The sequence below is a fragment of the Bradyrhizobium sp. PMVTL-01 genome, from assembly GCF_051861855.1.
In the GTDB taxonomy this organism is placed as follows: domain Bacteria; phylum Pseudomonadota; class Alphaproteobacteria; order Rhizobiales; family Xanthobacteraceae; genus Bradyrhizobium.
On the sequence record NZ_CP193982.1, the window covers coordinates 4,180,068 to 4,204,833 of the forward strand.

Annotated in this window: 21 protein-coding genes and 1 pseudogene; 13 read left to right on the plus strand and 9 right to left on the minus strand. The window is 65.7% G+C overall.

Annotation, left to right across the window (positions count from 1 at the left end):
* The first annotated feature begins 21 nt into the window (after window positions 1-21).
* The 5 genes from ACRQ5Q_RS20155 to ACRQ5Q_RS20175 all read left to right on the plus strand — a co-directional run bounded on the left by ACRQ5Q_RS20155 (window position 22) and on the right by ACRQ5Q_RS20175 (window position 5,639).
* Complete coding sequence (locus ACRQ5Q_RS20155; RefSeq protein ID WP_439368409.1) at window positions 22-540, plus strand: YcnI family copper-binding membrane protein; 519 nt, start codon at window positions 22-24, stop codon at window positions 538-540.
* A complete protein-coding gene (locus tag ACRQ5Q_RS20160) occupies window positions 540-2,102 on the plus strand; it encodes a copper resistance CopC/CopD family protein (protein WP_439399626.1) in 1,563 nt (520 codons plus the stop codon). Before ACRQ5Q_RS20155 ends, ACRQ5Q_RS20160 begins: the two co-directional genes overlap by 1 nt.
* A 151-nt stretch (window positions 2,103-2,253) precedes the next feature.
* Window positions 2,254-3,573, plus strand: a complete 1,320-nt coding sequence (proS, locus tag ACRQ5Q_RS20165; RefSeq protein WP_439368405.1) for a proline--tRNA ligase — start codon at window positions 2,254-2,256, stop codon at window positions 3,571-3,573.
* 73 nt (window positions 3,574-3,646) lie between these two features.
* Window positions 3,647-4,927: a lipoprotein-releasing ABC transporter permease subunit gene (locus tag ACRQ5Q_RS20170; RefSeq protein WP_018642337.1), complete on the plus strand. Its 1,281-nt coding sequence runs from the start codon at window positions 3,647-3,649 to the stop codon at window positions 4,925-4,927.
* A gap of 7 nt (window positions 4,928-4,934) precedes the next feature.
* Window positions 4,935-5,639 carry an ABC transporter ATP-binding protein gene (locus ACRQ5Q_RS20175; protein ID WP_439368402.1) on the plus strand — a complete coding sequence of 235 codons (705 nt, stop codon included), beginning with the start codon at window positions 4,935-4,937 and terminating at the stop codon, window positions 5,637-5,639.
* Between the two features lie 127 nt (window positions 5,640-5,766).
* Here the strand turns inward: ACRQ5Q_RS20175 and ACRQ5Q_RS20180 are convergent, their stop codons facing one another.
* Entirely contained in the window at window positions 5,767-6,846 is a 1,080-nt protein-coding gene (locus ACRQ5Q_RS20180) for a zinc-binding dehydrogenase (protein WP_439399628.1), read from the minus strand.
* A 109-nt stretch (window positions 6,847-6,955) separates the two neighbouring features.
* Here ACRQ5Q_RS20180 and ACRQ5Q_RS20185 point away from each other — a divergent pair, with 109 nt between their 5' ends.
* Window positions 6,956-7,729, plus strand: a complete 774-nt coding sequence (locus tag ACRQ5Q_RS20185; RefSeq protein ID WP_439368399.1) for a helix-turn-helix transcriptional regulator — start codon at window positions 6,956-6,958, stop codon at window positions 7,727-7,729.
* Window positions 7,730-7,788: 59 nt separating this feature from the next.
* Here ACRQ5Q_RS20185 and ACRQ5Q_RS20190 read toward each other — a convergent pair.
* The 5 genes and pseudogenes from ACRQ5Q_RS20190 to ACRQ5Q_RS20210 form a co-directional block, all read right to left on the minus strand.
* A pseudogene (locus ACRQ5Q_RS20190) lies at window positions 7,789-8,036 on the minus strand (DUF6894 family protein).
* Between the two features lie 369 nt (window positions 8,037-8,405).
* Window positions 8,406-9,155 (minus strand): Crp/Fnr family transcriptional regulator, encoded by a 750-nt coding sequence (locus ACRQ5Q_RS20195; protein WP_439399630.1) that lies wholly within the window; start codon window positions 9,153-9,155, stop codon window positions 8,406-8,408.
* A complete protein-coding gene (locus ACRQ5Q_RS20200; protein ID WP_439399632.1) occupies window positions 9,152-12,319 on the minus strand; it encodes a CheR family methyltransferase in 3,168 nt (1,055 codons plus the stop codon). The genes ACRQ5Q_RS20195 and ACRQ5Q_RS20200 overlap by 4 nt, the downstream gene beginning before the upstream one ends.
* Before the next feature lie 163 nt (window positions 12,320-12,482).
* Window positions 12,483-12,761 carry a hypothetical protein gene (locus ACRQ5Q_RS20205; protein WP_439368394.1) on the minus strand — a complete coding sequence of 93 codons (279 nt, stop codon included), beginning with the start codon at window positions 12,759-12,761 and terminating at the stop codon, window positions 12,483-12,485.
* Between the two features lie 9 nt (window positions 12,762-12,770).
* Window positions 12,771-13,775, minus strand: coding sequence for a chemotaxis protein CheB (locus ACRQ5Q_RS20210; protein WP_439399633.1), 1,005 nt, complete (start codon window positions 13,773-13,775; stop codon window positions 12,771-12,773).
* 83 nt (window positions 13,776-13,858) lie between these two features.
* Between ACRQ5Q_RS20210 and ACRQ5Q_RS20215 the strand changes: the two genes are divergently transcribed.
* Both ACRQ5Q_RS20215 and ACRQ5Q_RS20220 read left to right on the plus strand, forming a co-directional pair.
* Window positions 13,859-14,263 carry a response regulator gene (locus ACRQ5Q_RS20215; protein WP_439399635.1) on the plus strand — a complete coding sequence of 135 codons (405 nt, stop codon included), beginning with the start codon at window positions 13,859-13,861 and terminating at the stop codon, window positions 14,261-14,263.
* A 52-nt stretch (window positions 14,264-14,315) separates the two neighbouring features.
* Window positions 14,316-14,486: a hypothetical protein gene (locus ACRQ5Q_RS20220; protein ID WP_439399637.1), complete on the plus strand. Its 171-nt coding sequence runs from the start codon at window positions 14,316-14,318 to the stop codon at window positions 14,484-14,486.
* 306 nt (window positions 14,487-14,792) lie between these two features.
* On the opposite strand, the gene ACRQ5Q_RS20225 is transcribed toward ACRQ5Q_RS20220, so the two are convergent.
* The 3 genes from ACRQ5Q_RS20225 to ACRQ5Q_RS20235 all read right to left on the minus strand — a co-directional run bounded on the left by ACRQ5Q_RS20225 (window position 14,793) and on the right by ACRQ5Q_RS20235 (window position 15,858).
* Window positions 14,793-15,143, minus strand: a complete 351-nt coding sequence (locus ACRQ5Q_RS20225) for a hypothetical protein (protein ID WP_439368390.1) — start codon at window positions 15,141-15,143, stop codon at window positions 14,793-14,795.
* A 156-nt stretch (window positions 15,144-15,299) separates the two neighbouring features.
* Window positions 15,300-15,548 (minus strand): DUF3551 domain-containing protein, encoded by a 249-nt coding sequence (locus ACRQ5Q_RS20230; protein ID WP_439368389.1) that lies wholly within the window; start codon window positions 15,546-15,548, stop codon window positions 15,300-15,302.
* Window position 15,549: 1 nt separating this feature from the next.
* Complete coding sequence (locus tag ACRQ5Q_RS20235) at window positions 15,550-15,858, minus strand: DUF3551 domain-containing protein (protein WP_439399639.1); 309 nt, start codon at window positions 15,856-15,858, stop codon at window positions 15,550-15,552.
* A 253-nt stretch (window positions 15,859-16,111) separates the two neighbouring features.
* Here ACRQ5Q_RS20235 and ACRQ5Q_RS20240 point away from each other — a divergent pair, with 253 nt between their 5' ends.
* The 5 genes from ACRQ5Q_RS20240 to ACRQ5Q_RS20260 all read left to right on the plus strand — a co-directional run bounded on the left by ACRQ5Q_RS20240 (window position 16,112) and on the right by ACRQ5Q_RS20260 (window position 24,599).
* Entirely contained in the window at window positions 16,112-16,831 is a 720-nt protein-coding gene (locus tag ACRQ5Q_RS20240; protein ID WP_439399641.1) for an outer membrane protein, read from the plus strand.
* Window positions 16,832-17,302: 471 nt separating this feature from the next.
* The gene (gene dnaE, locus ACRQ5Q_RS20245; RefSeq protein ID WP_439399643.1) at window positions 17,303-20,806 is read left to right on the plus strand and encodes a DNA polymerase III subunit alpha; all 3,504 of its coding nucleotides are present in this window, start codon (window positions 17,303-17,305) and stop codon (window positions 20,804-20,806) included.
* Window positions 20,807-20,964: 158 nt separating this feature from the next.
* Complete coding sequence (locus ACRQ5Q_RS20250) at window positions 20,965-21,114, plus strand: hypothetical protein (protein WP_439368384.1); 150 nt, start codon at window positions 20,965-20,967, stop codon at window positions 21,112-21,114.
* Window positions 21,115-21,173: 59 nt separating this feature from the next.
* Entirely contained in the window at window positions 21,174-21,914 is a 741-nt protein-coding gene (locus ACRQ5Q_RS20255; RefSeq protein WP_439368383.1) for a carbonic anhydrase, read from the plus strand.
* 195 nt (window positions 21,915-22,109) lie between these two features.
* Complete coding sequence (locus tag ACRQ5Q_RS20260; RefSeq protein ID WP_439399645.1) at window positions 22,110-24,599, plus strand: caspase family protein; 2,490 nt, start codon at window positions 22,110-22,112, stop codon at window positions 24,597-24,599.
* The last annotated feature ends 167 nt before the right edge of the window (window positions 24,600-24,766 follow it).

The following is a 24,766-nucleotide window of genomic DNA, read 5'->3' on the forward strand; positions in this document are numbered from 1 at the left end:
CTCGTTTCCGGGAGAACGAAGATGCTGAAAATGTCCTGGCTCATTTTTGCTGGCTTGTTCGCCGCATCGCCTGCGGCGGCTCATGTTTTTCTGGAGAGCAAGCAGGCCAAAGTCGGAGCGTCCTACAAGGCCGTGTTTGCGGTCCCGCACGGCTGCGCGGGCTCGCCGACCGTCAAAATCCGCGTGCAGGTCCCGGAAGGGGTGATCGCGGTGAAGCCGATGCCGAAGCCGGGCTGGACCATCGACGTCGTCGAAGGCAAATACGCCGCCGAGTACGACTATCACGGCAATAAGCTCTCCTCCGGCGTCAAGGAGGTCGCATGGTCCGGCGGCAAGCTGTCGGACAAGAACTATGACGAGTTCGTCATGCACACGGTGCTGACCGACACGCTCAAGCCGAACACGACGCTGTATTTCCCGGTTGTGCAGGAATGCGAGACCGGCGTCAGCCGCTGGATTGAAATCCCGGGGGAAGGGGCAGGGGATTCGCATGAGAGCAAGTCGCCAGCGCCCGGGGTGAAGCTGCTGCCAAAACCCTGATGCGCCTCTTCGCCGCGCTCGCGACGCTGGTTCTGATCGTCGGCTTCGCGACCGACGCCATGGCGCATGCCGCGCTCGTCTCGGTCGATCCGGCGAGCGGCAGCATCTTGAAGGCCGCACCGAAGGCGGTGGAGCTGCGCTTCAACGAGGCGGTGAAGCCGGGCGCAATTCTGCTGATCGATGGTGCGGGCAAGGAACGGGGGGACGCGCGCATCGACGCATCGGGCGAGATCATTTCGATTGTGATCCCGCCGGACCTGCCGAAAGGCACGGCCGTGGTCAGTTATCGCGTGATCTCGCAGGACGGCCATCCCGTCGCGGGATCGGTGATCTTCTCGGTCGGCGCTCCGACCGCAACGAAGCCGCCTGCCGGTGCGGCCGGCGGATTGAGCGCGCTGATCTGGCTGGCGCGGATCGGTCTCTATCTCGGCCTGTTCGTCGGCGTCGGCGGCGTGTTTTTCGCGCGGTGGCTCGCGTGGTCGATGACGGGCACGACAGTGCCTTTCGTGGCGCTCCTCATCGGCATTCCGGGCGCGGTTGCGTCCCTCGGTGCGCTGGGCCTCGATCTTCTCGGGCTGCCGCCGGCGGCGCTCGTGACGGCTGCTCCGTGGAAGGTCGCATTCGCGACCAGCGCCGGCCCCGCGCTGCTCGTGGCGATCGCGGCGATGCTGCTCGCGATCATGGCGCTGCGCAGCGCGTGGTACGCGCGCGCCTTTGCGATGATCGCATTCATCGGCATTGGCCTGTCGCTCGCCATGACCGGGCACGCAGCGACGGCACCGCCCGAGGTGCTGACGCGTCCGGCCGTCTTCCTCCACGGTCTCGGCGTCGCCTTCTGGACCGGAGCCCTCGCGCCGCTCGCCGCGCTGGTGTCGAAGCCGGCGACTGCGGCGCTACCGGTCGTGAACCGCTTTTCGCGGATTGCCGTGCTGGCCGTCGGTGTGTTGGCGTTGACCGGCCTCGGTCTCGCCATCGTTCAGCTCGAAAGGCCATCCGCGCTGATCGACACGCGCTACGGGGCGATCCTCTCGATCAAGCTTGGTCTCGCCGTCCTGCTGCTGGCGCTTGCCGCGCTCAATCGGTTCCGGCTGACATCGGCCCTGGCGCGGGACCACAAAGCCGCGCCCGCGCTCAGACGCTCGATCCTGCTCGAATGCGGGATCGCGCTCGGCATCTTCGCGCTTGTCGCCGGCTGGCGCTTCACGCCGCCGCCGCGGACCATTGTCCCCGAGACGCCGCTGGCGCTCCACATCCACACCGACAAGGCGATGTTCCAGGTACTGGTCTCCCCGGGCAAGGTTGGAGTCGACGACTTCGTGCTCCAGCTCATGACCGGCGAGGGGATGCCGCTGACGGCCAAGCAGGTGACCCTGACGCTCAACCTGCCGGAACGGGGCATCGAGCCGATGGCGCGCGGCGCCTCGCTCGGGCAGGACGGCTACTGGCATGTGCGCAAGGTCGAGCTGCCCTTCGGCGGCCGCTGGCATGTTCGGATAGATGCGCTGGTGACCGATTTCGAGCAGGTCACGCTCGAGGACGAACTCGAGGTGGCGCCGCCGTAACGGGTGAGGCTGAGATTCAAGCTAAACTTGACGGCAACGGAAAAATGACAGGAATTCCGCCGCCTTAGCGGCTTTTCCTCATTCCCGGTCTTGTATTTTCGCTCCCAATCCGGTTTCACTGCAACCCCTCACTGATTCCCAGAGTATTGCCATGCGGTTGTCGCGATTCTTTCTGCCCATCCTGAAGGAAAATCCGAAAGAGGCGGAGATCGTCTCGCATCGGCTGATGCTGCGCGCCGGCATGATCCGGCAGGAGGCCGCCGGCATCTATGCCTGGCTGCCGCTCGGCTTTCGCGTGCTGAAGAAGATCGAGCAGATCGTGCGCGAGGAGCAGGACCGCTCCGGGGCGATCGAGGTGCTGATGCCGACACTCCAACTCGCCGACCTCTGGCGCGAGAGCGGCCGCTACGACGCCTACGGCCCGGAGATGCTGCGCATCGCCGACCGCCACAAGCGCGAGCTGCTGTATGGGCCGACCAACGAGGAAATGATCACCGAGATCTTCCGCGCCTATGTGAAGTCCTACAAGAACCTGCCGCTGAATCTCTATCATATCCAATGGAAATTTCGCGACGAGCAGCGTCCGCGTTTCGGCGTGATGCGCGGCCGCGAGTTCCTGATGAAGGACGCCTATTCGTTCGACCTCAATGAAGCGGCGGCGCGCGTTGCCTACAACAAGATGTTCGTCGCCTATTTGCGCACCTTCGCGCGGATGGGGCTGAAGGCGATCCCGATGCGCGCCGAGACCGGCCCGATCGGCGGCGATCTCAGCCACGAGTTCATCGTGCTCGCCGAGACCGGCGAATCGGGCGTGTTCATCAATCGCGACGTGCTGGACCTGCCGGTGCCCGGCGAGGACGTCGATTACGACAGCGACCTGACGCCGATCATCAAGCAATGGACCTCGGTGTATGCCGCGACGGAAGACGTTCACGATGCTGCGCGGTTCGAACAGGAAGTGCCCGCGGACAAGCGGGTGAACACCCGCGGCATCGAGGTCGGCCAGATCTTCTACTTCGGCACCAAATATTCCGAGCCCATGAAGGCCTTGGTGGCGGGTCCTGATGGTGTCGACGTGCCGATCCATGGCGGCTCCTACGGCGTCGGCGTCTCGCGCCTGCTGGGTGCCATCATCGAGGCCTGCCATGACGATGCCGGCATCAAATGGCCCGAGGCCGTCGCCCCGTTCCGCGCGGTGGTGCTCAACCTCAAGCAGGGCGATGCCGCCGTCGATGCGGCCTGCGAAAAGCTCTATGCCGAGCTCCAGGCCAAGGGCGTCGACGTGCTCTACGACGACACCGACCAGCGCGCCGGCGCCAAATTCGCCGCCGCCGACCTGATCGGCATCCCCTGGCAGATCATGATCGGGCCGAAGGGGCTCGCCGACGCCAAGGTCGAGATCAAGCGGCGCAGTGACGGCTCCCGCGAGACCATGTCGCCTGCGGACGCGGTCGCCCGGCTGGTCGGCTGAATATTGTTCATCGCCCGATATCGCGGCCGCCAATCCGGCCACAATTGACCCCGAATCATGGGATTATCGAGCGATGGACGAGACCATGACTGAAACCGTGCAAACCGCGCCTTTCGCGCCATTCGAGTGGATGCTGTCGGCGCGCTACCTGCGGGCGCGCCGCAAGGAGGGATTCATCTCGGTCATCGCCGGGTTCTCGTTCCTCGGCATCATGCTGGGCGTGGCGACGCTGATCATCGTCATGGCCGTCATGAACGGCTTCCGCAAGGAGCTGCTGGACAAGATCCTGGGCCTGAACGGCCACATCCTGGTGCAGCCGCTGGAGTCGCCGCTGACCGACTGGAAGGACGTCGCCGACCGCCTCAGCCAGGTGAAAGGTATCCGGCTCGCCGCACCCGTGGTGGACGGCCAGGCGCTGGCGTCCTCGCCGTGGAACGCCTCGGGCGTCCTGGTGCGCGGCATCCGCTCCGATGATCTCAACAACCTCACCTCGATCGCCAAGAACATCAAGCAGGGCTCGCTCGAGGGTTTCGACGAGGGGCAGGGCGTCGCGATCGGCCGGCGCCTCGCCGACCAGCTGTCGCTGCATGCCGGCGACAGCATCACGCTGGTGGCGCCGAAGGGCGCGGTCACGCCCATGGGCACGACGCCGCGCATCAAACCCTACAAGATCGTCGCCGTGTTCGAGATCGGCATGTCCGAATACGATCTCGGCTTCGTATTCATGCCCCTCGCGGAGGCACAGGCCTATTTCAACCGCAGCAACGACGTCACCTCGATCGAGGTGTTCACCACCAATCCCGATCAGATCGTTGCCTTCCGCCAGGCCGTGACGGAGGCGGCGGGGCGGCCGGTGTTCCTGGTCGACTGGCGGCAGCGCAATTCGACCTTCTTCAACGCGCTCCAGGTCGAGCGCAACGTGATGTTCCTGATCCTGACCATGATCGTGCTGGTCGCAGCGCTCAACATCGTGTCGGGCCTGATCATGCTGGTGAAGGACAAGGGCAGCGACATCGCGATCCTGCGCACAATGGGCGCCTCGCAGGGCTCGATCATGCGCATCTTCCTGATCACGGGCGCCTCGATCGGCGTGGTCGGCACGCTGGTCGGATTCGTCGTCGGCCTCGTGATCTGCCTCAACATCGAATCCATCAGGCAATTCCTCTCCTGGCTGACCAGTACCGAGCTGTTCTCGCCGGAGCTCTACTTCCTGTCGAAGCTGCCCGCCGAGATCGACATCGGCGAGACCACGGCTGTCGTCATCATGGCGCTGACGCTGTCGTTCCTGGCGACGCTGTATCCGTCCTGGCGCGCCGCGCGCCTCGACCCCGTCGAAGCGCTCCGGTACGAGTGAGGGCCTGATGGAGCAGCAGCAGGGGGCTGACGATGTACCGGTCATTTATCTCCACGAGATCAAGCGGCAGTACTTGCAGGGCGAGGTGCCGCTGACGATCCTCGACGGCGCCAAGCTCGCGCTGTGGGCGGGACAGTCGGTCGCGCTGGTGGCGCCCTCGGGCTCGGGCAAGTCGACGCTGCTGCACATTGCCGGGCTGCTCGAAGCACCGGATTCCGGCGAGGTCTATGTCAACGGCGCGCCGACCTCGCAGCTGCCCGATATCGAGCGCACCCAGCTCCGCCGCACCGACATCGGCTTCGTCTACCAGTCGCACCGGCTGCTGCCGGAGTTCTCGGCGCTGGAGAACGTGATGATGCCGCAGATGATCCGCGGCTTGAAGAAGTCCGAGAGCGTCAAGCGCGCCAAGGAGATCCTCGGCTATCTCGGCCTCGGCGACCGCATCACCCATCGACCCGCAGAGCTGTCGGGCGGCGAGCAGCAGCGCGTCGCCATCGCGCGCGCGGTCGCGAACGCGCCGCGGGTGCTGTTCGCGGACGAGCCGACCGGCAATCTCGACCCCGGCACCGCCGAGCACGTGTTCCAGGCCCTGATGCAGCTGGTCAAGGCGACCCACGTTTCCATGCTGATCGCGACCCACAACATGGAACTCGCCGGCCGCATGGACCGACGGGTCTCGCTGTCGAACGGCCACGTGGTCGAGCTCGAATAAGAATACTGCGAAAACAACCCCATGCACAGTAGCCGGGCTGTTTCCGCCAGTGCCGGCCCGACGCCTGCCAGGCGTTTGATGGGCCGGGCAAAACGGCGCCGACGGCGCATCGCCGGGCGGGTGTCTCTTACGGCCTGATCACCGTCAATCTGAACGGCCCGCCATTGGCCGCGGCATGCGCCACGGCATCGTTGGCATGGTCGAGGTCAAAGGCCGTGGTCTGGTATTCCTCCAGCCGCAGCAGCCCCGAGCGCACCAGCGCGATCAGGCGCGCGGCCGCGTCCGGCGGATACATCCAGACGCCGTGGATGCTGATGCAATTACGCATGATCCAGGGGTAGGGCAGCTCGAGTCCAGCGCCGCCGGCCATGCCGACGCCGCCCATCAGCACGACGCGGCCATAGGCGCGCACCGTCATGATCGCCGCGCGCACCACAGTCGGGCTCACCGAGGGCGGCATGATGTCGAACACGCAGTCGATCGACCCGGGCGCGGTGCGCTTCATCGCTTCGCGGTCGGCGTCCTCGTTCCCACTGAGCCTGACCGGCTTCACGCGGCTGCCGAAGCGGCGGACGAGGTCGGCGAGGATCTTTTCGTTGCGCCCGGGCGCGACCACGCAGGCCGCTCCCATCGCCAGCGCAACCGACACTGCCGCGCTGCCGAAATTGCCGGTGGCGCCGCTGACCAGCACGGTCTCGCCCGCTTGCAAATTGGCGGCGAGGAAGCCGCCATAGGGCACCAGCAGCGTGCCCAGCGCGCACCATCGTGTCGCCTCCTCCGATGTGATCGTGCCGAGGGGTTTGACGTTCTCGGTCGGCACGCGCATCTGCTCGGCGAACGAGCCGTGACGAAAATGCTGTTGCAGGCGCAGGCCGCCGGGACCGGCGGCGGTGAGGCCTTGCAGGGCGATATCGGGCGCCACGGCGTCGTCGCGCGAGCGCACCGTCGGGTCGCAGAACACCCAGTCGCCGACCGCGAGCCTTGTCGCATCCGGGCCGATCGCGCGCACCCGGCCGATGCCCCCCGGACCGGGAACGATCGGAAGGTCGAGCGCGTAGTTGCGTTCGCCGCTGAAGACCTCGTTCATGTAGGACAGCACCCGCGTGGCGACGACGTCGATGACGACCTCGCCGGTGCCGAGCACCGGATCGGGAGCAGTCTCGATCGCGAGCGGCGAGCCGAAGGATTTGAGCACGGCAGCTTTCATGATGTTTTACCTCAGGGACGGATGAGGGGTTATGCCTCGCCCTTGCAGCGACAAGAAGGCCTGGTATTATCCTAGTATCCCCAAGGCCCTCCATCGCGGGAGCGACATCATGGCCGATCCGCGCCGCGTCGAGTTCGGCGACTTCCTGAGGTCCCGCCGTGAAAAGCTGTCGCCGAAGACCGTCGGGCTGCCCGTCGGCCGGCGGCGCCGCACCGCGGGCCTGCGCCGCGAAGAGGTCGCCCAACTCGCCGGCATCGGCGTCGACTGGTACATCCGCCTCGAGCAGGGCCGCACCATCAGTCCGTCGGTCAGCACGATCGACGCGCTGGCCCGCGCGCTACGCCTCTCGAAGACCGAGCACGCGCATCTCAAGGCGCTGGCGCGCGATGGTGCGAGGGGCGCGTTCACGCGCGAGATCGTGCCGCCGCCGATCCAGCGGATGGTCGAGAGCCTGCCGCATCCGGCCTATATCACCGGGCGGCGCTGGGACGTGCTGGCCTGGAACGATGCCGCCGAGGAGGTCTTCGCATTTGGCCGGTTGCCCGAGGAGGATCGCAACACGCTGCTCCTGATGATGACCAACAAGCGCACGCGGAAATCCTACGGCGCGGGCTGGGCCGATGTGGCCAAGCGAATGGTGGCGATGTTTCGCGCCACCCATGACGTCTGGGCCGGCGATCCGGCTTTTGCGGAATTGCTGGCGCGGCTGCGCGATGGCAGTCCCGAATTCGTCAAATGGTGGGACGCGCACGAGGTGCACGGCACCCTGTCGGGTCGCAAGACGCTGACCCATCCGACAAAGGGCGTGCTGCACTTCGAGCACACCAGCTTTCAGGCCAATGACGATCCGGCGCTGAAGCTGGTGATCTACACGCCGATGTGAGGCGCGAAGACACACACGGGGCGACCGCCGGCTTCCGGCGGCGGCCGCCCGCGGCGGTCTCAATGCTTCAGCGTCTCGACCTCGAAAGTGAACTTGACCTGCATCACGGGGCCACTCGCGTCGCGGACCTCGATCGCCATACGGTGTTGGCCATTCGCGGGAACGGACGAGCAGGCTGCGTCTCGCGCCATATCGACCAATGACCTGGCGGCCTCGACCTGGGCAGCGCGGAGGCCGGAAAGCTCGAGACTTCCTCGTCGAGCGCTAGCTCGTCTTCGTCCCGAAGATCGAAATAGTAGCGTGGCATCCTGATCTCCAACGCCAGCCGTTCGCCAGCGGTTCGCACCACGACTTTTCACGTCGCGCGTTGTTGGCCCGATCGCTGCCGCCCCGCCACAAGCTGTGCGCGTGTGTCCATGGCGAGCGGATCGAGCGCTCCGTCCTCCATGAGCGGCACTGTTCCCCCGAAGGCGTCAACGCCTCGCATCCGCCTCATCATGAGAAGCTCCCCGATGCATCCGCTTTAACAAAAGCTAATGGCAGCACACTCGTTCCTTTCGCAATAAATGCAAGGGCCGTGCGACATTCGATCCAACAGGGTCGGGCAGTGCTGCTGTCTGAAAACATCCGGGAACATCCTGGGCGGTCGCATCGACGCTTCAACCCCGGAGATCGTTCACTTCGTCCGGTAGAGCCTGAGATAGTTGGGCGAGTACATTGCCGCGTTCTTGAGCGCTTCGAGATCACCGATCGTCAAGGTCCGGTCCTTCAGGACGATCAAACCGGAGGCGCGCAATTCCTGGATCGTGCGATTGAGATGAACCACCGAGAGGCCGGTCGCATCCGCGAGATCCGTTTGCGTCACCGGAAGGGCGCAGGAATTGCCGTCGACCAGGCCAACGGGCCGCAGCCGTTCGAAGATTTCGCAGAACAGATGAGCCACGCGCTCGAAGGCCGCCCGCCGTCCGAGGTTGACGATCCATTCACGCTGGATCGCGCTGTTCAGCAGCGTCTCGCACATGAAGGCTTCGGCCAGCGTGCGGTGGGCCGCCATCAGCTGTTCGAAGCGCGCGCGCTTGATCTCGGCATAAGCAACTGGCGTCGCCGTCGTGATCGAATGGTCGATGGCGGACAGGAGATAAGCGTGGGCGTCGCCGGTCTCGCCCGGCAGGATGAAATTGACGATCTGCCGGCGCCCATCCTCCAGCGTCTTGTGGCGAAGCAGCCAGCCCGAGAGGACAATGCGGACGCTGTCGACGGGATCGCTTTCGGTGATCAGGTCCTCGCCCGGCCCGGCACGCAACAAACCTTCGACAATGGCACGCTCCAGTGCAGCGGCGTCCTCGTCGGACAGCCGGCGCAAGGCGTTGAAGCGGCGGAGAACCGCTTGCGCCACACCGCCATCGGCCCCGTGAGAGCGCATCATCCCTCCAGCGACGGCGTATGGAAGGTGCGCCTGGTCAGAGGGATCGCGATCAGGCACATGAGGCCGGACGCGTTGAACGACATGGTCGTCTGCCCCTTCAACTCGAACGCAAGGGTGCGCTCCAGAAGCTCGGTGCCAAACCCCTTGCGCGGCGGTGGTGTCACCGCCGGACCGCTCCGTTCACGCCATTCGAACAGCAGTTGCGGAGGCGCGACCGCCCCGTCGATACGCCACGAGATTTCGAGCCGCCCGCCGGGCTGACTCAACGCGCCGTATTTGAGTGCGTTGGTCGCAAGCTCGTGGATTGCGAGCGCAAAGGTCTCTGCAGCCTTCGGCTGGAAACGCACCGCTGGCCCGGACGCGCGCACCTGCTCGCCCTCGTGGGCATTATAGGCCAGCAGCTCCTCGATCACCAGATATTCGAGATCGACGCCGCCCTCCGGATCCCGTGTCACCAGCGCCTGGGTGCGCGCGAAGGCATTGAGGCGCCCGTCGAGATGGGCGGCATATTCCTCGACCGTGGAGCTCGTCTCCGCGGAGCGGCGCGCGATCGACCGCACCACACCCAGCGTATTGCGAACGCGGTGCTGAAGCTCGGCGAGGAGAAGGCGCTGCCGCTCCTCTGCGCGGGTGATCGCGGTGACGTCGATGAAGGTGATCACCACGCCGGCGATGAAATTGTCGATGCTGCGATAGGGCAGGATGCGGACGATGTAGCGCGTGCCGCTGTCGGGCGCGGTCAGCTCGCGTTCGGCGCTGGCAAGCGTGCGCAGCACGCGGCGCACGTCCTCGTAGAGCTCCTCGATCGGAATGCGCGCCTTGATGTGGGCGATCGGGCGGCCGACGTCGGTTTCGACCAGATGCAGGATGTGCGTGATCGCGGGAGTGAAATTCATCACGCGGAGATCGTTGTCGAGGAAGACGGTCGCAATCTGCGTGCTTTCGAGGAAATTCTTGAGGTCGCTGGTGGCGCGGGTCAGCTCCTGAACCCGGTGTGCCAGCTCGCCATTGACGGTGGTCAATTCCTCGTTGACCGATTGCAGCTCCTCGCGCGAGGTCTCCAGCTCCTCATTGGCGGACTGCAGCTCCTCGTTGAGCGACTGATATTCCTCGTTCGAGGATTTCAGCTCCTCGTTGGTGCTTTCGAGCTCCTCGATCGTTGCCTGGAGGCGCTCGCGGGTCGCCCGCAATTCGCCTTCGAGACGTTCGACATGCTCGGTCCGCACCAGCACGCCCGGATTGTTCTCGGGAGCGTCGGCGACGGGCGCCGGTCCATCCTTGAACAAGACGACGAAATTACGATGGCCGCCGGCGCCATCCTGGATCGGCTCCACGGTGATGTCGACGAGAACGCGATGGCCGTTGACGCCGAGCTGGACGTGCTCGGCAAGGGCAGATTCGTTGGTTTCCGAGGCGCGGGAGAGCGCGGTGCGCAGCTCCAGCCTGAGATCGCGATGCACCAGCTGGAGCAGATCGAGCGAGGCGGCGCCGGCCGTCGGCTCGATGTAGCGTCCGGTGCGGCCGGAGAAATGCAGGATCTGGAAATTGTCGTCGGTGATCACATAGGCCGGCGCGTAGCGCTCGGCGATGCGCTGGGCGCGGCGTTCGAGGCCCACATCCGGCCCGAACGAGCGGACCGGCGGCACCTCGACCGGCGCACGCCCTGCCGAGGCCGAGATCGGAAATTCCGGCGGAAGCCGCGTGCCGGTATCGAGCTTCTTGAAGATCCGGGCGCGACGATCGACCGGCGCGAACAGCTTCGGATGCCGCGTCACGTTCTCGGAATTGCCCAGGAACAGGAAGCGCTCGGGCAGCAGCGCGAAATGGAACAGCGGGATCACCCGGTTCTGAAGCTCCGCGTTGAGATAGATCAGCAGGTTGCGGCAGGAGACGAGATCGAGCTTGGAGAACGGGGCATCCTTGATCACGTTGTGCTGGGAGAAGATGCACATCTCCCGCAATTCCTTCACCACGCAATAGGTGTCGCCCTCGCGCACGAACCAGCGCGCCAGGCGCTCGGGAGACATGTCCTGCTCGATGTTGGTGCGGTAGCGCCCGACGCGGGCAGTTGCGAGCGCCCGGCCGTCGATGTCGGTCGCGAAGATCTGCACCTGCGGCGCGGAATCGAGAGTGGCCACGTGCTCGCGCAGCAGGATGCCGATCGAATAGGCCTCCTCGCCGGTGGCGCAGCCCAGCACCCAGACGCGAACCTGCTGGCCGTTTGTCTTGCCTTCGAAGATCTTCGGGATGATCTGCGTCTCCAGCACCTCGAACTCGCGCTTGTCGCGGAAGAACTCGGTGACGCCGATCAGGAGGTCGTTGAAGAGATGCTGGGCCTCGTCCTTGTCGTTGCGCAGGAAGTCGACATAGGCGGTGATCTCGTCCAGCTGCACGACCTGCATGCGCCGCTGCACGCGGCGCAGGAAGGTGTTCTGCTTGTAGCCGTGGAAATCGTTGCCGGTCTTGTTGCGCAGGATGTCGGCGATGCGCGACAGCGAGCTCGCCGCCGCGGCCAGGACCTCGTCGAAGCCTTGCTTCTCCTCCAGCCTTCGGAGATGGCGGGCATAGACCTGGATGTGCTCCGGGATGTCCTCGGGCGGCAGGACGTAGTCCGCGATCGCCGCGGGCCTGTTGCTGTCGACCAGGTGGTCGGACTCCTCGCTGGCGAGCCTTTCGGCAATCGCAAGCCCGCCATGGTCCTTCAGCGTGGCTGCGCCGAGCGTGCCGTCGCCGCCGGTCCCGCTCAAGAGAACGCCGATCGACTGCTCGGCACGCTCCTCGGCGAGCGAAACCAGGAAGCTGTCGATCGTGGCCCGCTCTCCCGGGCCCTGTTCGGCTTTTCGTACCGCAAAGCGCCCGTCCTGGATCGTCGTGATCATGGCCGCCGGGCTGAGATAGATCGCGCCGCCTTCGACCGCCATCGCATCGCGGATGTCGGCGAGACGCGCGCCGTCGGCGCGCTGGACGATTTTGCGCAGCCGTGCCTTATCGAGCACCTCGGTATTCTGAAGAACGAGGACGATCGCCTGGTCGTCGGCCAATGTCAGCTTGGCGAAGAACCGCTCGATACTGTCGATTGCGCCGGCCGACGCTCCGACGCCAATGATCAGCGGGGCCTTGGCCTGAGGCTCCGGCTCCCCCGCCGTCGTGTCGACTTCGTCCATGGTTGCCGCTACTCTGATTGCCCTGGGCCGACGGATTCCAGTCTCTGCAAATAGCAGAAATCGACATCATCCCAACAGCTAAAAGCGGAAAACGTTCGGCCTTGGCCGAGCCCTGATCCGGGAGGCGTAGGCCTCTGCATCGTGGCGCGGACCAGGGCTTGCGCTAAGCGAGCGGTGGCACCGGATTCAGCTCCTGTTGGAGATAATCCACCCTCTGAATGATGAGGGTGCGGTGCCGTTCCCATTCCACCAGGGTCTGCTTCAGCAACTCCACCAGCCGTTCCGCCTGCCGGCAGTCATATCCGCCAGCCTGCAGGTCCCGCACCCGATCTTCCTGCCTGTGGATGCGCTGCCAGCCTTCCTCGATATCGAGGTTGGCCTTCTCCAGAAGGCGCCGCTCGTCGTGAAGCTGCTGCGTGCGCTGTGCAAGGGATACCGCCATATCGGCCTTTCACTTGCTTCGCTGGATCGGAGGATCGAACGATTGTAGCACGACGCGCCGGATCATGTCGGCATATTCGCGATACTCGGCCGCGCGCCGCGCGTACATTTCGGCCACGGCCGGCCTGCCGCTGCGGCGGCCGTCTTCGGCCATGCGATGCACCAGCTCGGCCCGCTCCTCGATGATCCGGAGAGCGACCCGCAGCGCTTCATCCACTTGCCCTTCCTGCTCCTTGGCGAGGGCATCCGCGGTAAAGGCGTGGCCGACCTGACAGCGAAATCGCATCGGACGGGCCTCCTTCACCTGGGAAAGAACCCCGCCGCAGCTGGGACAGGTCACCGCGGCGGGATCGGCAATGTTGGCCAGCGTTGCGGTGCCAATTCTCTCCCCCGCGGCAATCTCGACCTCCAGGCGGATATCCGGCGCGATTGGAAGCGTGGCCCCGGGCGGTTCCCGGGCAAGCTCAGACAGGACGTCGCCGAGCCGCGCGGCGGGGACGCAGAGGTCGGCGGTGGCTGCCTCCAGTGCGCGCTGCGGCATCTCCGCTGCGATCGCTTCCAGCGGGTCCTGCACGATCGTCATTCCGCCGCACCGCTTGATCGCGTTGAGGCCGGCAGCCCCATCCGAAAGCAATCCACTCAGCACCACTCCGATCACGCGGGGACCGTGATGCAGGGCAGCCGAGCGGAACAGCGGGTCGATCGCCGGCCGCACCATGTTCTCGCGCGGGCCGCGCCCGAGGCGAATATGATCGCCTGACAGCAGCAAATGATGGTCGGGGGCGCCGAGATAGACGTGGCCGCGCTCGAACTTCATGCCGTCTTGGGCCTGGTGCACGGGGAGCCTGCCGACGCCCGCGGCGACAGTGGACAGAATGCCGATGCCCTGCGCGGGAAGGTGGAGGACGATGAAGACGGCAGCCGGAACATCCGGATGCAGATCTGCCAGGATCCGTTTCAGCGGCGCCGTGGCTCCGGAGGAACCGCCGATGACAATGATGTCGCGGTTGCTCATGGAACCCGCCATTCAATGCTTCGTTTGCATCAAGACGGCCTTGCGGCCTATGTTCCTATCCGTTGCTGGGTGCTGGAGGAGACATGGCGCTATCGCCAACGTTGTCGCGTGGGCGCGCTCTCTTGTCCGGACGTCGTATCCTCGTCGTCGAGGATGAGTATTTCCTCGCCGACGACATCAGCCGGGCCCTGCGGTCGGCGGGCGCGGAAATTGCCGGCCCGGTCGGCGAGCTCGACGATGCGCTCCCGATCATCAAAGACGGCGGTGTTCTCGACGGCGCAGTGCTCGACGTGAACATTCGCAGCGAAATGGTTTTCCCGATTGCGCAGGAGCTCAGGGCGCGCCAGGTGCCATTCGTATTCACGACGGGCTACGACAAGGTCAGCATTGCTCCGGAATTTCACGATGTGGTGCTGTTGGAAAAGCCGATCGACATCGCAGCGATGGTCCGCAGCCTGGCCGGGTTGATCGAGAAGCCGAACACGTAAGGCGCAGCGTTGCGCCATTGCGCAACCCGCTCATGATCCAAATGAGGTTCGAATGATCTACACCCCCCGCGCGGGCGACGCGCAGCTCCTGTCCTATTCGCGCGGTCTGGTTCGCGATGCCCTCAAGATACTGCGCGACAGCGATCACATCGTAAGGGCGCAGCGCATCCGCGATGAACTGCTCGCGGTCGAACCGGTTCGCGGAGAGGGCGATCCGGCCTGAAGCGCAATGAGATTGATGAAACGTCATCGCGCTTCAGGTTGTTCTTTGAGCAAGATCCTATCGGAAAACCGCTTCACACTTTGCGCTAACGCGGCCCTTCGGGTCCGGATCATGCTTAGAGCAGACGGCTCCAGGTCAGCCACATAGCCACGGCAAGGCAAAGGGCGATCCCGAGATATGGCCTGCAACAAGGCTTGTCGCAAGCAGTAGCCCGTCAGCTCACCATCATCCATATGATCGCCACCAGCATCACCAGGAAACCCAGCATCGCTGTCGCGATGAATGCCCGTTCGATGCGATCCATCGTCATCGTGTTGCCCTCATCCCGGACAGGATTTTGAAGTTTTGCGGCGCGGAACGCATTAGGCTATGTGAATCGCCAGCCGCTTTCTGAGCGATGGGCCGGCTTGGCGTTCCGGCGCGGGCTGCCCTTACTGCGCCGCAGCAGCCGGAGGCGTTGCGCTGGCGCTCGGCACCGTGGCGGGCCAGGGGCTGACGGGATTGAGCGCCGACAAGGCGCAGGATGACTTGAGCTGCGTCCAGGCCCGGCGCGAGGCCCGTCAGGTCGACGTCGAACGTGGTCATGTCCGTCTTGTCGGGCGTGGTCGTGGTTTCGCGGACATGCAGGAAGCGGGAGGCCAGGATGGCCTTGACCATGTCGGCGTCGATGCTGCCGCGCTAAACCTCGTATTTGCCGGATCGCAGCGGTGATGCTCCGGCCTCCTTGTCGGCGGCGGCGTCCGCCGTCGTCAGGACCTCATCCTCGAACGCAACTGCATCCCTCCACGAGCGCGCATTTGCGTCTGCCACCAATCAGCCGGAGCGCTTCGACCGCGGAGCGGCTCTCTGCTGCGAAAAATACGGGTTGGCAACGCAACTCGCCGAGCGCCCGAGGGCAAGAAACCTGCATTGCGCGAGCGAGGTGTAGCGGCAATCGAAATAACCCACCTGGCCGTAGATCTGCATGCAGACCGGATAGGTGGGATCATAGGTCTGTGCGCGCGCCTGCGCGCTCACGAAGAGGGAGCCGGTCGCAACGAGTGCAAGCCAGACGCGGCGCATCTCAGCGCGACAACAAGGTGCCGGGCGCCAGCGTGCGCGGACGATTCTGATACGCGTAGGGATCATCACTCTGTCCGCCGAAATAGGGATTGGCGATGCAGGTCAGCGCGCGGCCCGATGCGCTTGCCTGACACTGAGCGTAAGTGTCGAACCTGCAATTGCTCAGCCCCGGCCATTCATCGCCCGTGAGGCAGAACGCGTGACGCGTACCAAATGCGCGTGCGGGCGTGCTTGCATCCAGCGCGAGCGCGAATGTGGCGATTGCGAGCGAAAGTGTGGCGACAATGGGAAGGGCGATTCGCCCGCGCATTTCTCTATTCTCCAATCACACGATCGTGCGCGCGACGATATTACGCGCGCGTGCAGTTTATCTGGTCTCGCCGACATTGGAACTCTCGAAAACACTTGTTTCAAAGGGTTTCCGGCGCTCCGATAAATCTTCATTAACGAAGGGCGGGGCTTTGGCGTGAACTGTTGCGTCGCGGTTACAGCAATTCCGTCGATCGCTGTTATGACGACGCCACGGCCAGGGGGCCTAACGACGAAAGTGGAATGGGATTGAAATGAAGAAGAATTTGTTGCTTGCCGCTGTGAGCCTCGTCGCGCTCAGCGCAGCTGCACCGGCGCTGGCTGCCGATCTCGCGGCTCGGCCGTACACCAAGGCGCCGGCGATGGTGGCGGCGATCTACGACTGGAGCGGCTTCTACATCGGCATCAACGGCGGCGGCGGTTCGTCGCATGCGACCTGGGATATCGTCGGCGTTGGTCGCGAAGGGTCGCATGATGCGACCGGCGGGACCGTCGGTGGCCAGATCGGCTATCGCTGGCAGTCGGGCCAGTGGGTGTTCGGCGTGGAAGGCCAGGGCAACTGGGCCGACTTCTCCGGCGACAATCTCAGCGCGCTGTTCGCCACTCGCAACCGCACCAAGATCGATGCGTTCGGCCTGATCACCGGCCAGGTCGGTTACGCCTGGAACAACGTCCTCATCTACGTGAAGGGCGGTGCGGCTGTGGTCAGCGACAAGTACGAGATCTACAATCTCGGCGGCGGGCTGCTCGCCTCGACCAGCGACATCCGCTGGGGCGGTACGGTCGGTGCCGGCCTCGAGTACGGCTTCGCGCCGAACTGGTCGGTTGGCGTCGAGTACAACCACATCTTCCTGTCGGACAAGGATGTCACCTTTGCTGGTCTGGGCGGCACCGAGCGCATCCGCCAGGACGTCGACATGGGTCTCGTCCGCCTGAACTACAAGTTCGGCGGCCCGCTCGTCGGCCGTTACTGATACCGATCGCTCCTTGCGAGCCCTCATCAAAAGCCCCGGCCTTTGCGTCGGGGCTTTTTATTGTGTAAATTCATTTAGTTAACCATTGTGTTGCGAGGTCACTGGCCAGGCTTGACTCCGTGAACGAAATGAGAACAATGTTCTTCATACGTTCTAGCAAGGGAGCGAGACCATGTTCAGGATCTTCGTGGAAGAGGCGGCTGCACTGGCGTCCATCACGCTGTTCGTCGGTATGATCGCGATCTGGGCCCAGGTCATACCGCAGCTCTAGCCCGGCGGTTTCGTAAACCGGTGCTCCTCTTCGAAGGTGCCCTTGGGGAAAAGCGGGACGACGCGGCGAAGCGGCCGCTCCGGCGTGGACTCTGGCGGCGCGAGACCCCACCATTGTGATGCGAGTCGGCCGCGCGAGTGCATGATGCCTCGAGGAGCGGCGACCGCTCCCTCTCATCTGCAAGAGGCCGTCACGCGACCATGCCGAGCGCCGGATTTGTCCACCTTCACGTTCACTCGGCCTATTCGCTGCTCAAGGGCTCGATCAAGATCGCCAAGCTCGCCGAGCTTGCGAAGAAAGACCATCAGCCGGCGCTGGCGCTGACCGACACCGACAATCTGTTCGGGGCGCTCGAGTTCTCCGACAAGATGGCGGGCTCCGGGATCCAGCCGATCGTCGGCTGCGAGCTTGCGGTCGATTTCGGCGACCAGGATCCCAACGCGCGCAATGCGATGGCTCCGTCGCGCGTAGTGCTGCTCGCCGCCCAGGAGCGCGGCTATCGCAGCCTGATGCGGCTGAACTCGCGCGCCTTCCTGGAATCGCCCGACAGCCATGCGCCGTTCATCAAGTTCGACTGGTTGGACGGCGAGACCGAGGGTCTGATCGCGCTGACGGGCGGTCCGGACGGACCGATCTCGCTGGCGCTGTCCGGCGGTCTGGCCGAACTCGCGGCGGCGCGCTGCGAGCGGCTCGCCAATCTGTTCGGCGATCGCCTCTACGTCGAATTGCAGCGCCACAACATCGACAGGGAGCGGCGCGTCGAAAGCGGCCTGATCGACATCGCCTATGCGCAGGGCCTGCCGCTGGTTGCCACCAACGAGCCGTATTTCGCCTCGACCGACGACTACGAGGCGCATGACGCGCTGCTCTGCATCGCTGGCGGCCGGTTGATCGCCGAGACCGATCGCGTGCAGCTCACGCCCGATCATCGCTTCAAGACTCGCGCCGAGATGGCGGTGCTGTTCGCCGACATTCCGGAGGCGCTGGCCTCGACGATCGAGATCGCCGAGCGCTGCTCGTTCCGCCCGATGACGCGCAAGCCGATCCTGCCGTTCTTCACCGTCGGCGCCGCGGCGAGCTCGGACGCCGCCGCGGTCGAGGCCGCCGAGTTGAAGCGGCAGGCGGAGGAGGGGCTAGCCAACCGTCTGCGCGTGCACGGCCTGTCGCAGGGCGCGACGGAGGAAGACTACAACAAGCGCCTGGCGTTCGAGCTCGACGTCATCATGCGCATGAAGTACGCGGGCTACTTCCTGATCGTGTCCGACTTCATCAAATGGGCCAAGGCGCACGGCATTCCGGTCGGACCGGGCCGTGGCTCCGGTGCAGGCTCGCTGGTCGCGTGGGCGCTGACCATCACCGACCTCGATCCGATCAAGTTCGGCCTGCTGTTCGAGCGCTTCCTCAACCCGGAACGCGTCTCGATGCCGGACTTCGACATCGACTTCTGCCAGGACCGCCGTGGCGAGGTGATCAAGTACGTGCAGGAGCGCTACGGCCGCGACCAGGTCGCCCAGATCATCACCTTCGGCACGCTGCAGGCGCGCGGCGTGCTGCGCGACGTCGGCCGCGTGCTGCAGATGCCCTACGGCCAGGTCGACAAGCTGACGAAGCTGGTGCCGCAGAATCCGGCCGCGCCCGTCACGCTTGCGGCGGCGATCGAGAGCGAGCCGAAACTTCAGGCGTTCCGCGACGAGGACCCGGTGGTGGCTCGTGCCTTCGACATCGCGCAGCGTCTCGAAGGCCTGACCCGCCACGCTTCGACCCACGCGGCCGGCATCGTGATCGGCGATCGCCCCTTGAGCGAGCTCGTGCCGATGTACCGCGATCCGAAATCGGATATGCCGGTGACCCAGTTCAACATGAAGTGGGTCGAGCCGGCGGGCCTCGTCAAATTCGACTTCCTCGGCCTGAAGACGCTGACCGTGCTCGATGTCGCGTGCAAACTGCTCAAGCCGCGCGGCATCCATGTCGATCTCGCGACGCTGCCGATCGACGATGCCGAAAGCTACCAGATGCTGGCGCGCGGCGAGGTGGTCGGCGTGTTCCAGGTTGAAAGTGCGGGCATGCGGCGCGCGCTGGTCGACATGCGTCCCGACCGTTTCGAGGACATCATCGCGCTGGTCGCGCTCTATCGCCCGGGCCCGATGGCCAACATCCCGACCTATTGCGCGCGCAAGCACGGCGACGAGGAGCCGGAATATCTGCATCCCGTTCTGGAGCCGATCCTGAAGGAGACCTTCGGCGTCATCATCTACCAGGAACAGGTGATGCAGATCGCGCAGGTGATGTCGGGCTATTCGCTCGGCGACGCCGACCTCTTGCGCCGCGCCATGGGCAAGAAGATCCGCGCCGAGATGGACAAGCAGCGCGACATCTTCGTCGCGGGGGCGGTGAAGAACGGCGTGCCCAAAGGGCAGGCCGAGACCATCTTCGAATTGCTGGCAAAATTCGCCGACTACGGCTTCAACAAGAGCCACGCGGCGGCCTATGCGCTGGTGTCCTACCACACCGCCTACATGAAAGCGCATTATCCGGTGGAGTTCATCGCGGCGTCGATGACGCTCGATCTCAACAACACGGACAAGCTCTCCGAATTCCGCTCCGAGGCGCAGCGCCTGGGCATCAGGGTCGAGCCGCCGAACATCAACCGCTCCGGTGCGACCTTCGAGGTCGGCGACAAGGTCATCTACTACGCGCTTGCAGCGCTCAAGGGCGTCGGTATCCAGGCGATCGAGCAGATCATCGAGGAGCGCACGAAGCGGGGAGTGTTCACCTCGCTCGCCGACTTCGCCGCGCGCGTCAATCCGCGTGCGATCAACAAGCGCATCATCGAAAGCCTGGCTGCCGCCGGCGCCTTCGACACGCTGGAGCCGAACCGCGCCCGCGTCTTCGCCGGGGCGGACTCGATCATGGCCGCCTGCCAGCGCGCGCATCAGGCCGAGACGATCGGCCAGAACGACATGTTCGGCATGTCGGCGGACGCGCCGACCATCATGCTGCCGCAGATCGAGCCCTGGCTGCCGGCCGAGCGGCTGCGTCGCGAGTACGACGCGATCGGCTTCTTCCTGTCGGGACATCCGCTCGACGATTACGCCACCGTCCTGAAGCGGCTGCGGGTGCAGAGCTGGGCCGAGTTCTCGCGCGCGGTGAAGACCGGCGCCACCGCCGGCAAGGTCGCGGCTACGGTGGTCTCGCGCATGGAGCGGCGTACCAAGACCGGCAACAAGATGGGCATCATGGGACTTTCCGATCCCACGGGCCATTTCGAGGCGGTGCTGTTCTCGGAAGGGCTCGCGCAATATCGCGACGTGCTGGAGCCCGGCGCCGCCGTGCTGCTCCAGCTCGGCGCGGAGCTCCAGGGCGAAGACGTGCGCGCCCGCGTGCTGCATGCCGAGCCGCTCGACGATGCCGCAGCCAAGACGCAGAAGGGCCTGCGCATCTTCCTGCGCGATACCAAGCCGCTGGACTCGATCAAGAAGCGTCTTGACGGACCCGATGCCGCCGCCGCGAACGGCGCCGCGCCAAAGGTCGGCAGTCCCGGGATTGCGCCGCGCTCCAACGGCGACGGCGAGGTCACGCTGGTGATGATGCTCGACCTCGAGACCGAGGTGGAGATGAAGCTGCCCGGTCGCTTCAAGGTTTCGCCGCAGATCGCCGGCGCGATCAAGGCGGTCGCCGGCGTGGTGGACGTGCAGCAGCTGTAGCTGCATTCGCCCCTCGTTGTAGGCAAAGTGTCATAATCGATCGGTTGCAACCTTGCGCTGATTATGGGTAGCATGCTCCGGGGAATGGGCTGGGGTGTGCGCTGCTGCGATGGGGCGTTTTCTACCTCATCAAGAGCAGTGCGAGGCACGACGCCGCTATGGGCGGGGCGGTCCTTGGCGGGCTGGCCGGGGTTGCGGTGGTTTCCGTCGCGACGGCCGGCGAGGCCAATCCCGGGCCCGCCGAGCTCGTCGCGCTGGACGAGGCGACCGCGCGAACGAAGCTCGCGGAGTTGCAGGCTGTGGAGTAAGATGCGTGGCACGATTGCCGCTCCATCAACGAGGGCGGCGCGATGGGGAGGAGCAAGGCATGTGCGAGAATTGCGCTAATGGTCGCGGCGTCCACGTTGGTCCTTCGCGGAGATCGCTTGTCCACGTCACCGTCTCCGCGATCGGCCTGGCTTTTGCCGGAAAAGCTTTCGCGAAGGAGACCAAGGCGCCGCCCAAGCCGCAGAACGTGCTGTCACCAGACGCTTCGTTGAAGCGGCTGATGGAGGGGAATGCGCGCTACGTCGACGGTGTGGCGCGGCGCCACGATTTCAAGCACGAGCGCGAGGCGCTGGCCGGCGGGCAGAACCCGTTCGCAGCCGTGCTGAGCTGCGCCGATTCCCGCATCGCGCCGGAATATGCGTTCGACACCGGCCGCGGCGACCTTTTCGTCTGTCGCGTCGCCGGAAACTTTGCCGGGACCGAGACCATCGCGAGCATGGAATATGCGGTGGCGGTGCTGAACACACCGCTGATCCTCGTGCTTGGCCATGATGCCTGCGGCGCGATTGATGCGACGCTGAAGGCGATCAACGACAATACGTCCCCGCCGGGACACATTCCCTCGCTGGTTGATGCGCTCGCGCCTGCCGCCAAGGCTGCAATGCAGCAGGGCGGGGACGTGCTGAACAACGCGATCCGCCAGAACGTGATCGACACCGTCGCCAAGCTGAAATCGGCCGCGCCGATCCTCAATGCAGCTGCTGAGCAGGGCAAGCTCAAGGTTCTCGGCGGCATCTATCGCCTCACGACCGGAACGGTGGATCTGATTGCGCAGGGCTGAGCGAGCGGGGTGCTCCTGCCGTCTTATGGTCGCGAGGCTGATGCGGAACTGACGCAACAGGCTGTTGTCGGCGCACGCCATGTCACCGCCTCAATCCAAGCCTTTCGTGACGCAAGCCTTTCGTTCAAGCGCCATTCAGCCGGCCGCGCTCCTGATGTGCGGTGGCCAACTCAACAACATAAGCGGGCACAAGCCATGCGTGGGACGCTCAAAGTCTTCATCTGCCTTCTTCTGCCGATGGTGGTCCTTGCCGCTGGCGGACCGGGGCCAGTACGCGCGCAGCAGCAGGAAAAGCGCATCGCGCTTGTGGTCGGCAACGGGGCCTATGCCAAATCGCCGCTGGCGACGACTGCGAACGATGCCGGCCTGATCGCGCAGACGCTGCAGGCAGCGGGCTTCGACGTCGTCGGCGCCCGCGATCTCGACGGCGACACGCTGCGCAAGAGTTTTCGCGATTTCGTCCAGAAGGCGCAGGCTTCGGGCCCCGGCACGGTCGCGATGGTCTATCTGGCCGGCTACGGCTTGCAGCTCGCCGGCGAGAACTATTTCATCCCGGTCGATTCCAACATCACCCGCGACACCGACATTCCGACCGAAGCACTGCGCATCAGCGATTACGCGCGCCAGCTTGCGGCGATTCCGCTCAAGGCCAACATCGTCGTGCTCGATGCGGCCCGCGCGCAGCCCTTCATCGAGGGCGGGCAGCCGATCGCGAGCGGACTGGCGCTGGTCGAACCCGATCCGAACATGCTGATCGCCTTCAACGCCGCGCCAGGCACGGTCGCGCCGGAGGAGCCGGGGCCGTACGGCATTTATGCGCAGTCGCTGGCGGAGATGATCCGCACCGGCGGATTGTCGTTGGCTGACGTGTTCGACCGCGTCCGCCTGCGCGTCAACGAGGCCAGCAAGGGCGCGCAGGTGCCCTGGAACGAGCAGAAGATATCGGCGCCGTTCTCCTTCTTCGAGCGCGGGCCCGACGCGCCGCCGCCGGAGACGGCGCCGGACCAGGTCGCCGCGATCCGGAGCAAGCCGATCCGCGATCTCGGTGCGCAGGATGCCTATGCCGCTGCGCTCTCGCGCGACACGCTGCCGGCGTATGAGGAATTTCTCGCGGCCTATCCGAACGATCCGATGTCCAAGCGCGTGACGGTGATCGTCGCGGCGCGCCGCGAGGCGATCACCTGGCGACGCACGTACCGGACCGACACGCCGGAGGCCTATTGGTCGTATCTACGCCGCTATCCGCGCGGCCCGCACGCGGGCGATGCGCGGCGCCGGCTTGCGATCCTCACCGCGCCGGTCGAGCCGCCGCCGAGCTTTGCGATGATCGAGTACGACGTGCCGCCGCCGCCGCCGGAGGAGGTGGTCTATGTCGATCGCCCGGTGCTGTATTTCAGCGACCCCGATTTCGGCTTCGCACCGCCACCGCCGCCGCCGGTCTACTATCTGCCGCCGCCGCCGCCGGATTTCGTCGTGCTGCCGCCGCCGCTGCCCGTGGTCGGCCTATTCGTGCTGCCGCAGCCGGTGTTCGTGCCGATCCCGGTGTTCGTAAGGCCGCCGGTCTATGTCGCGCCGCCGCCGAACAACATCATCTTCAACAACATCCATAACACCACGGTCATCAACACCGTGATCAACCAGGCGCCGGCACCGGCGCCTGCCGCGGGAGCCGGCGTAGGACCGGCCAACCTGGCACCGGCGGTTGCCGGCCGCGCCAATCCGGTGGCGCCCGCCGTGCCGCAGGCGGTGATGCAGCGTGCTGCCCTGATCCAGCAGGGCAAGGCGCCGTTGCCGCCGAGCGCGACGGTCCAGCCAACGGCGAGGCCCGGGGCGCCGCCGGCGGCGTCGGCGAACGTCACGCCAAACGCCTTGCCGGGCGCCGCCGCACCAGGTGCGGCCCCGAACGCTGCACCACAGACCAGGCTGCCGGCGGCCAACACATTGCCGGTGCCAGGGGCCCATGGCGCTCCGCCTGCGCCGCCGGCGGGGGCTGGCCCGGTGCCGAACGGGAGGGCCGCGCCGACCGCGACTGCACCCGGTGCGCCGCCGGCTCATCCGGGGACCCCGACGGCTGCGGCTCCCGGCGCGACCACGCTGCCTGCCCATCCCGGTGCGCCAAATGCTGCCGGTTCTGCGACGGCTGCGCCCACCACGACAAGCCCGCCTGCCGCGCCCGGCCAGCCGCCGAAGCCGCCGGTGGCACAGACCCCGCCGGGGGCCGGGCCAGCGGATCGCGCCAAATCCGCAACCCGCGAGTCTCCCGGCGCGCCTCCGCCCGCGGCCGGAAGGCCGGTTGCGCCGCCACCCCCGGCTGCGCATGAGCCGATCAGGCCGCAGAATCGGCCATCGGCCGCTCCGCCGCAGGCGGCGAGACCGGTCACACCGCCGCCGCAGCCCCATGCCGTGGCGCGGCCCACACCGCCGCCTCCGCCGCATGTATCCGCGCCGCCGCCCCGGGGCGCTGCGCCGCCGCCGCCGAGGATGGCTGCGCCTTCGCCGCCGCGACCGGCTCCGCCGCCGGTTGCTGCAGCCCGTCCCGCGCAGCCTCCGGTGGCCCGGCCGGCTCCACCACCACCGCCGCCGCCCCGGGTGGCCGTGGCCCCACCGCATTCGGCCGCCCCTCCGCCACGCCCGGCGGCCGCGCCTCCGGCAAAGAAGTGCGCGCCCAATCAGCAAAAATGCTAGATGGCAGGGCGGTATTGACGGAGTAGGGGTCTTCGCGGGCGAAAACCGCCCCCGAAAGACCCTTATTTCCTTGCTTCTGGCCGAAATTGCGCTATAGAGCGCGCCATCTCACACGGAAACATGGCTCACAAGGCCGTCCGGTGGCAACCGGGGCGTGAACGCTCCGT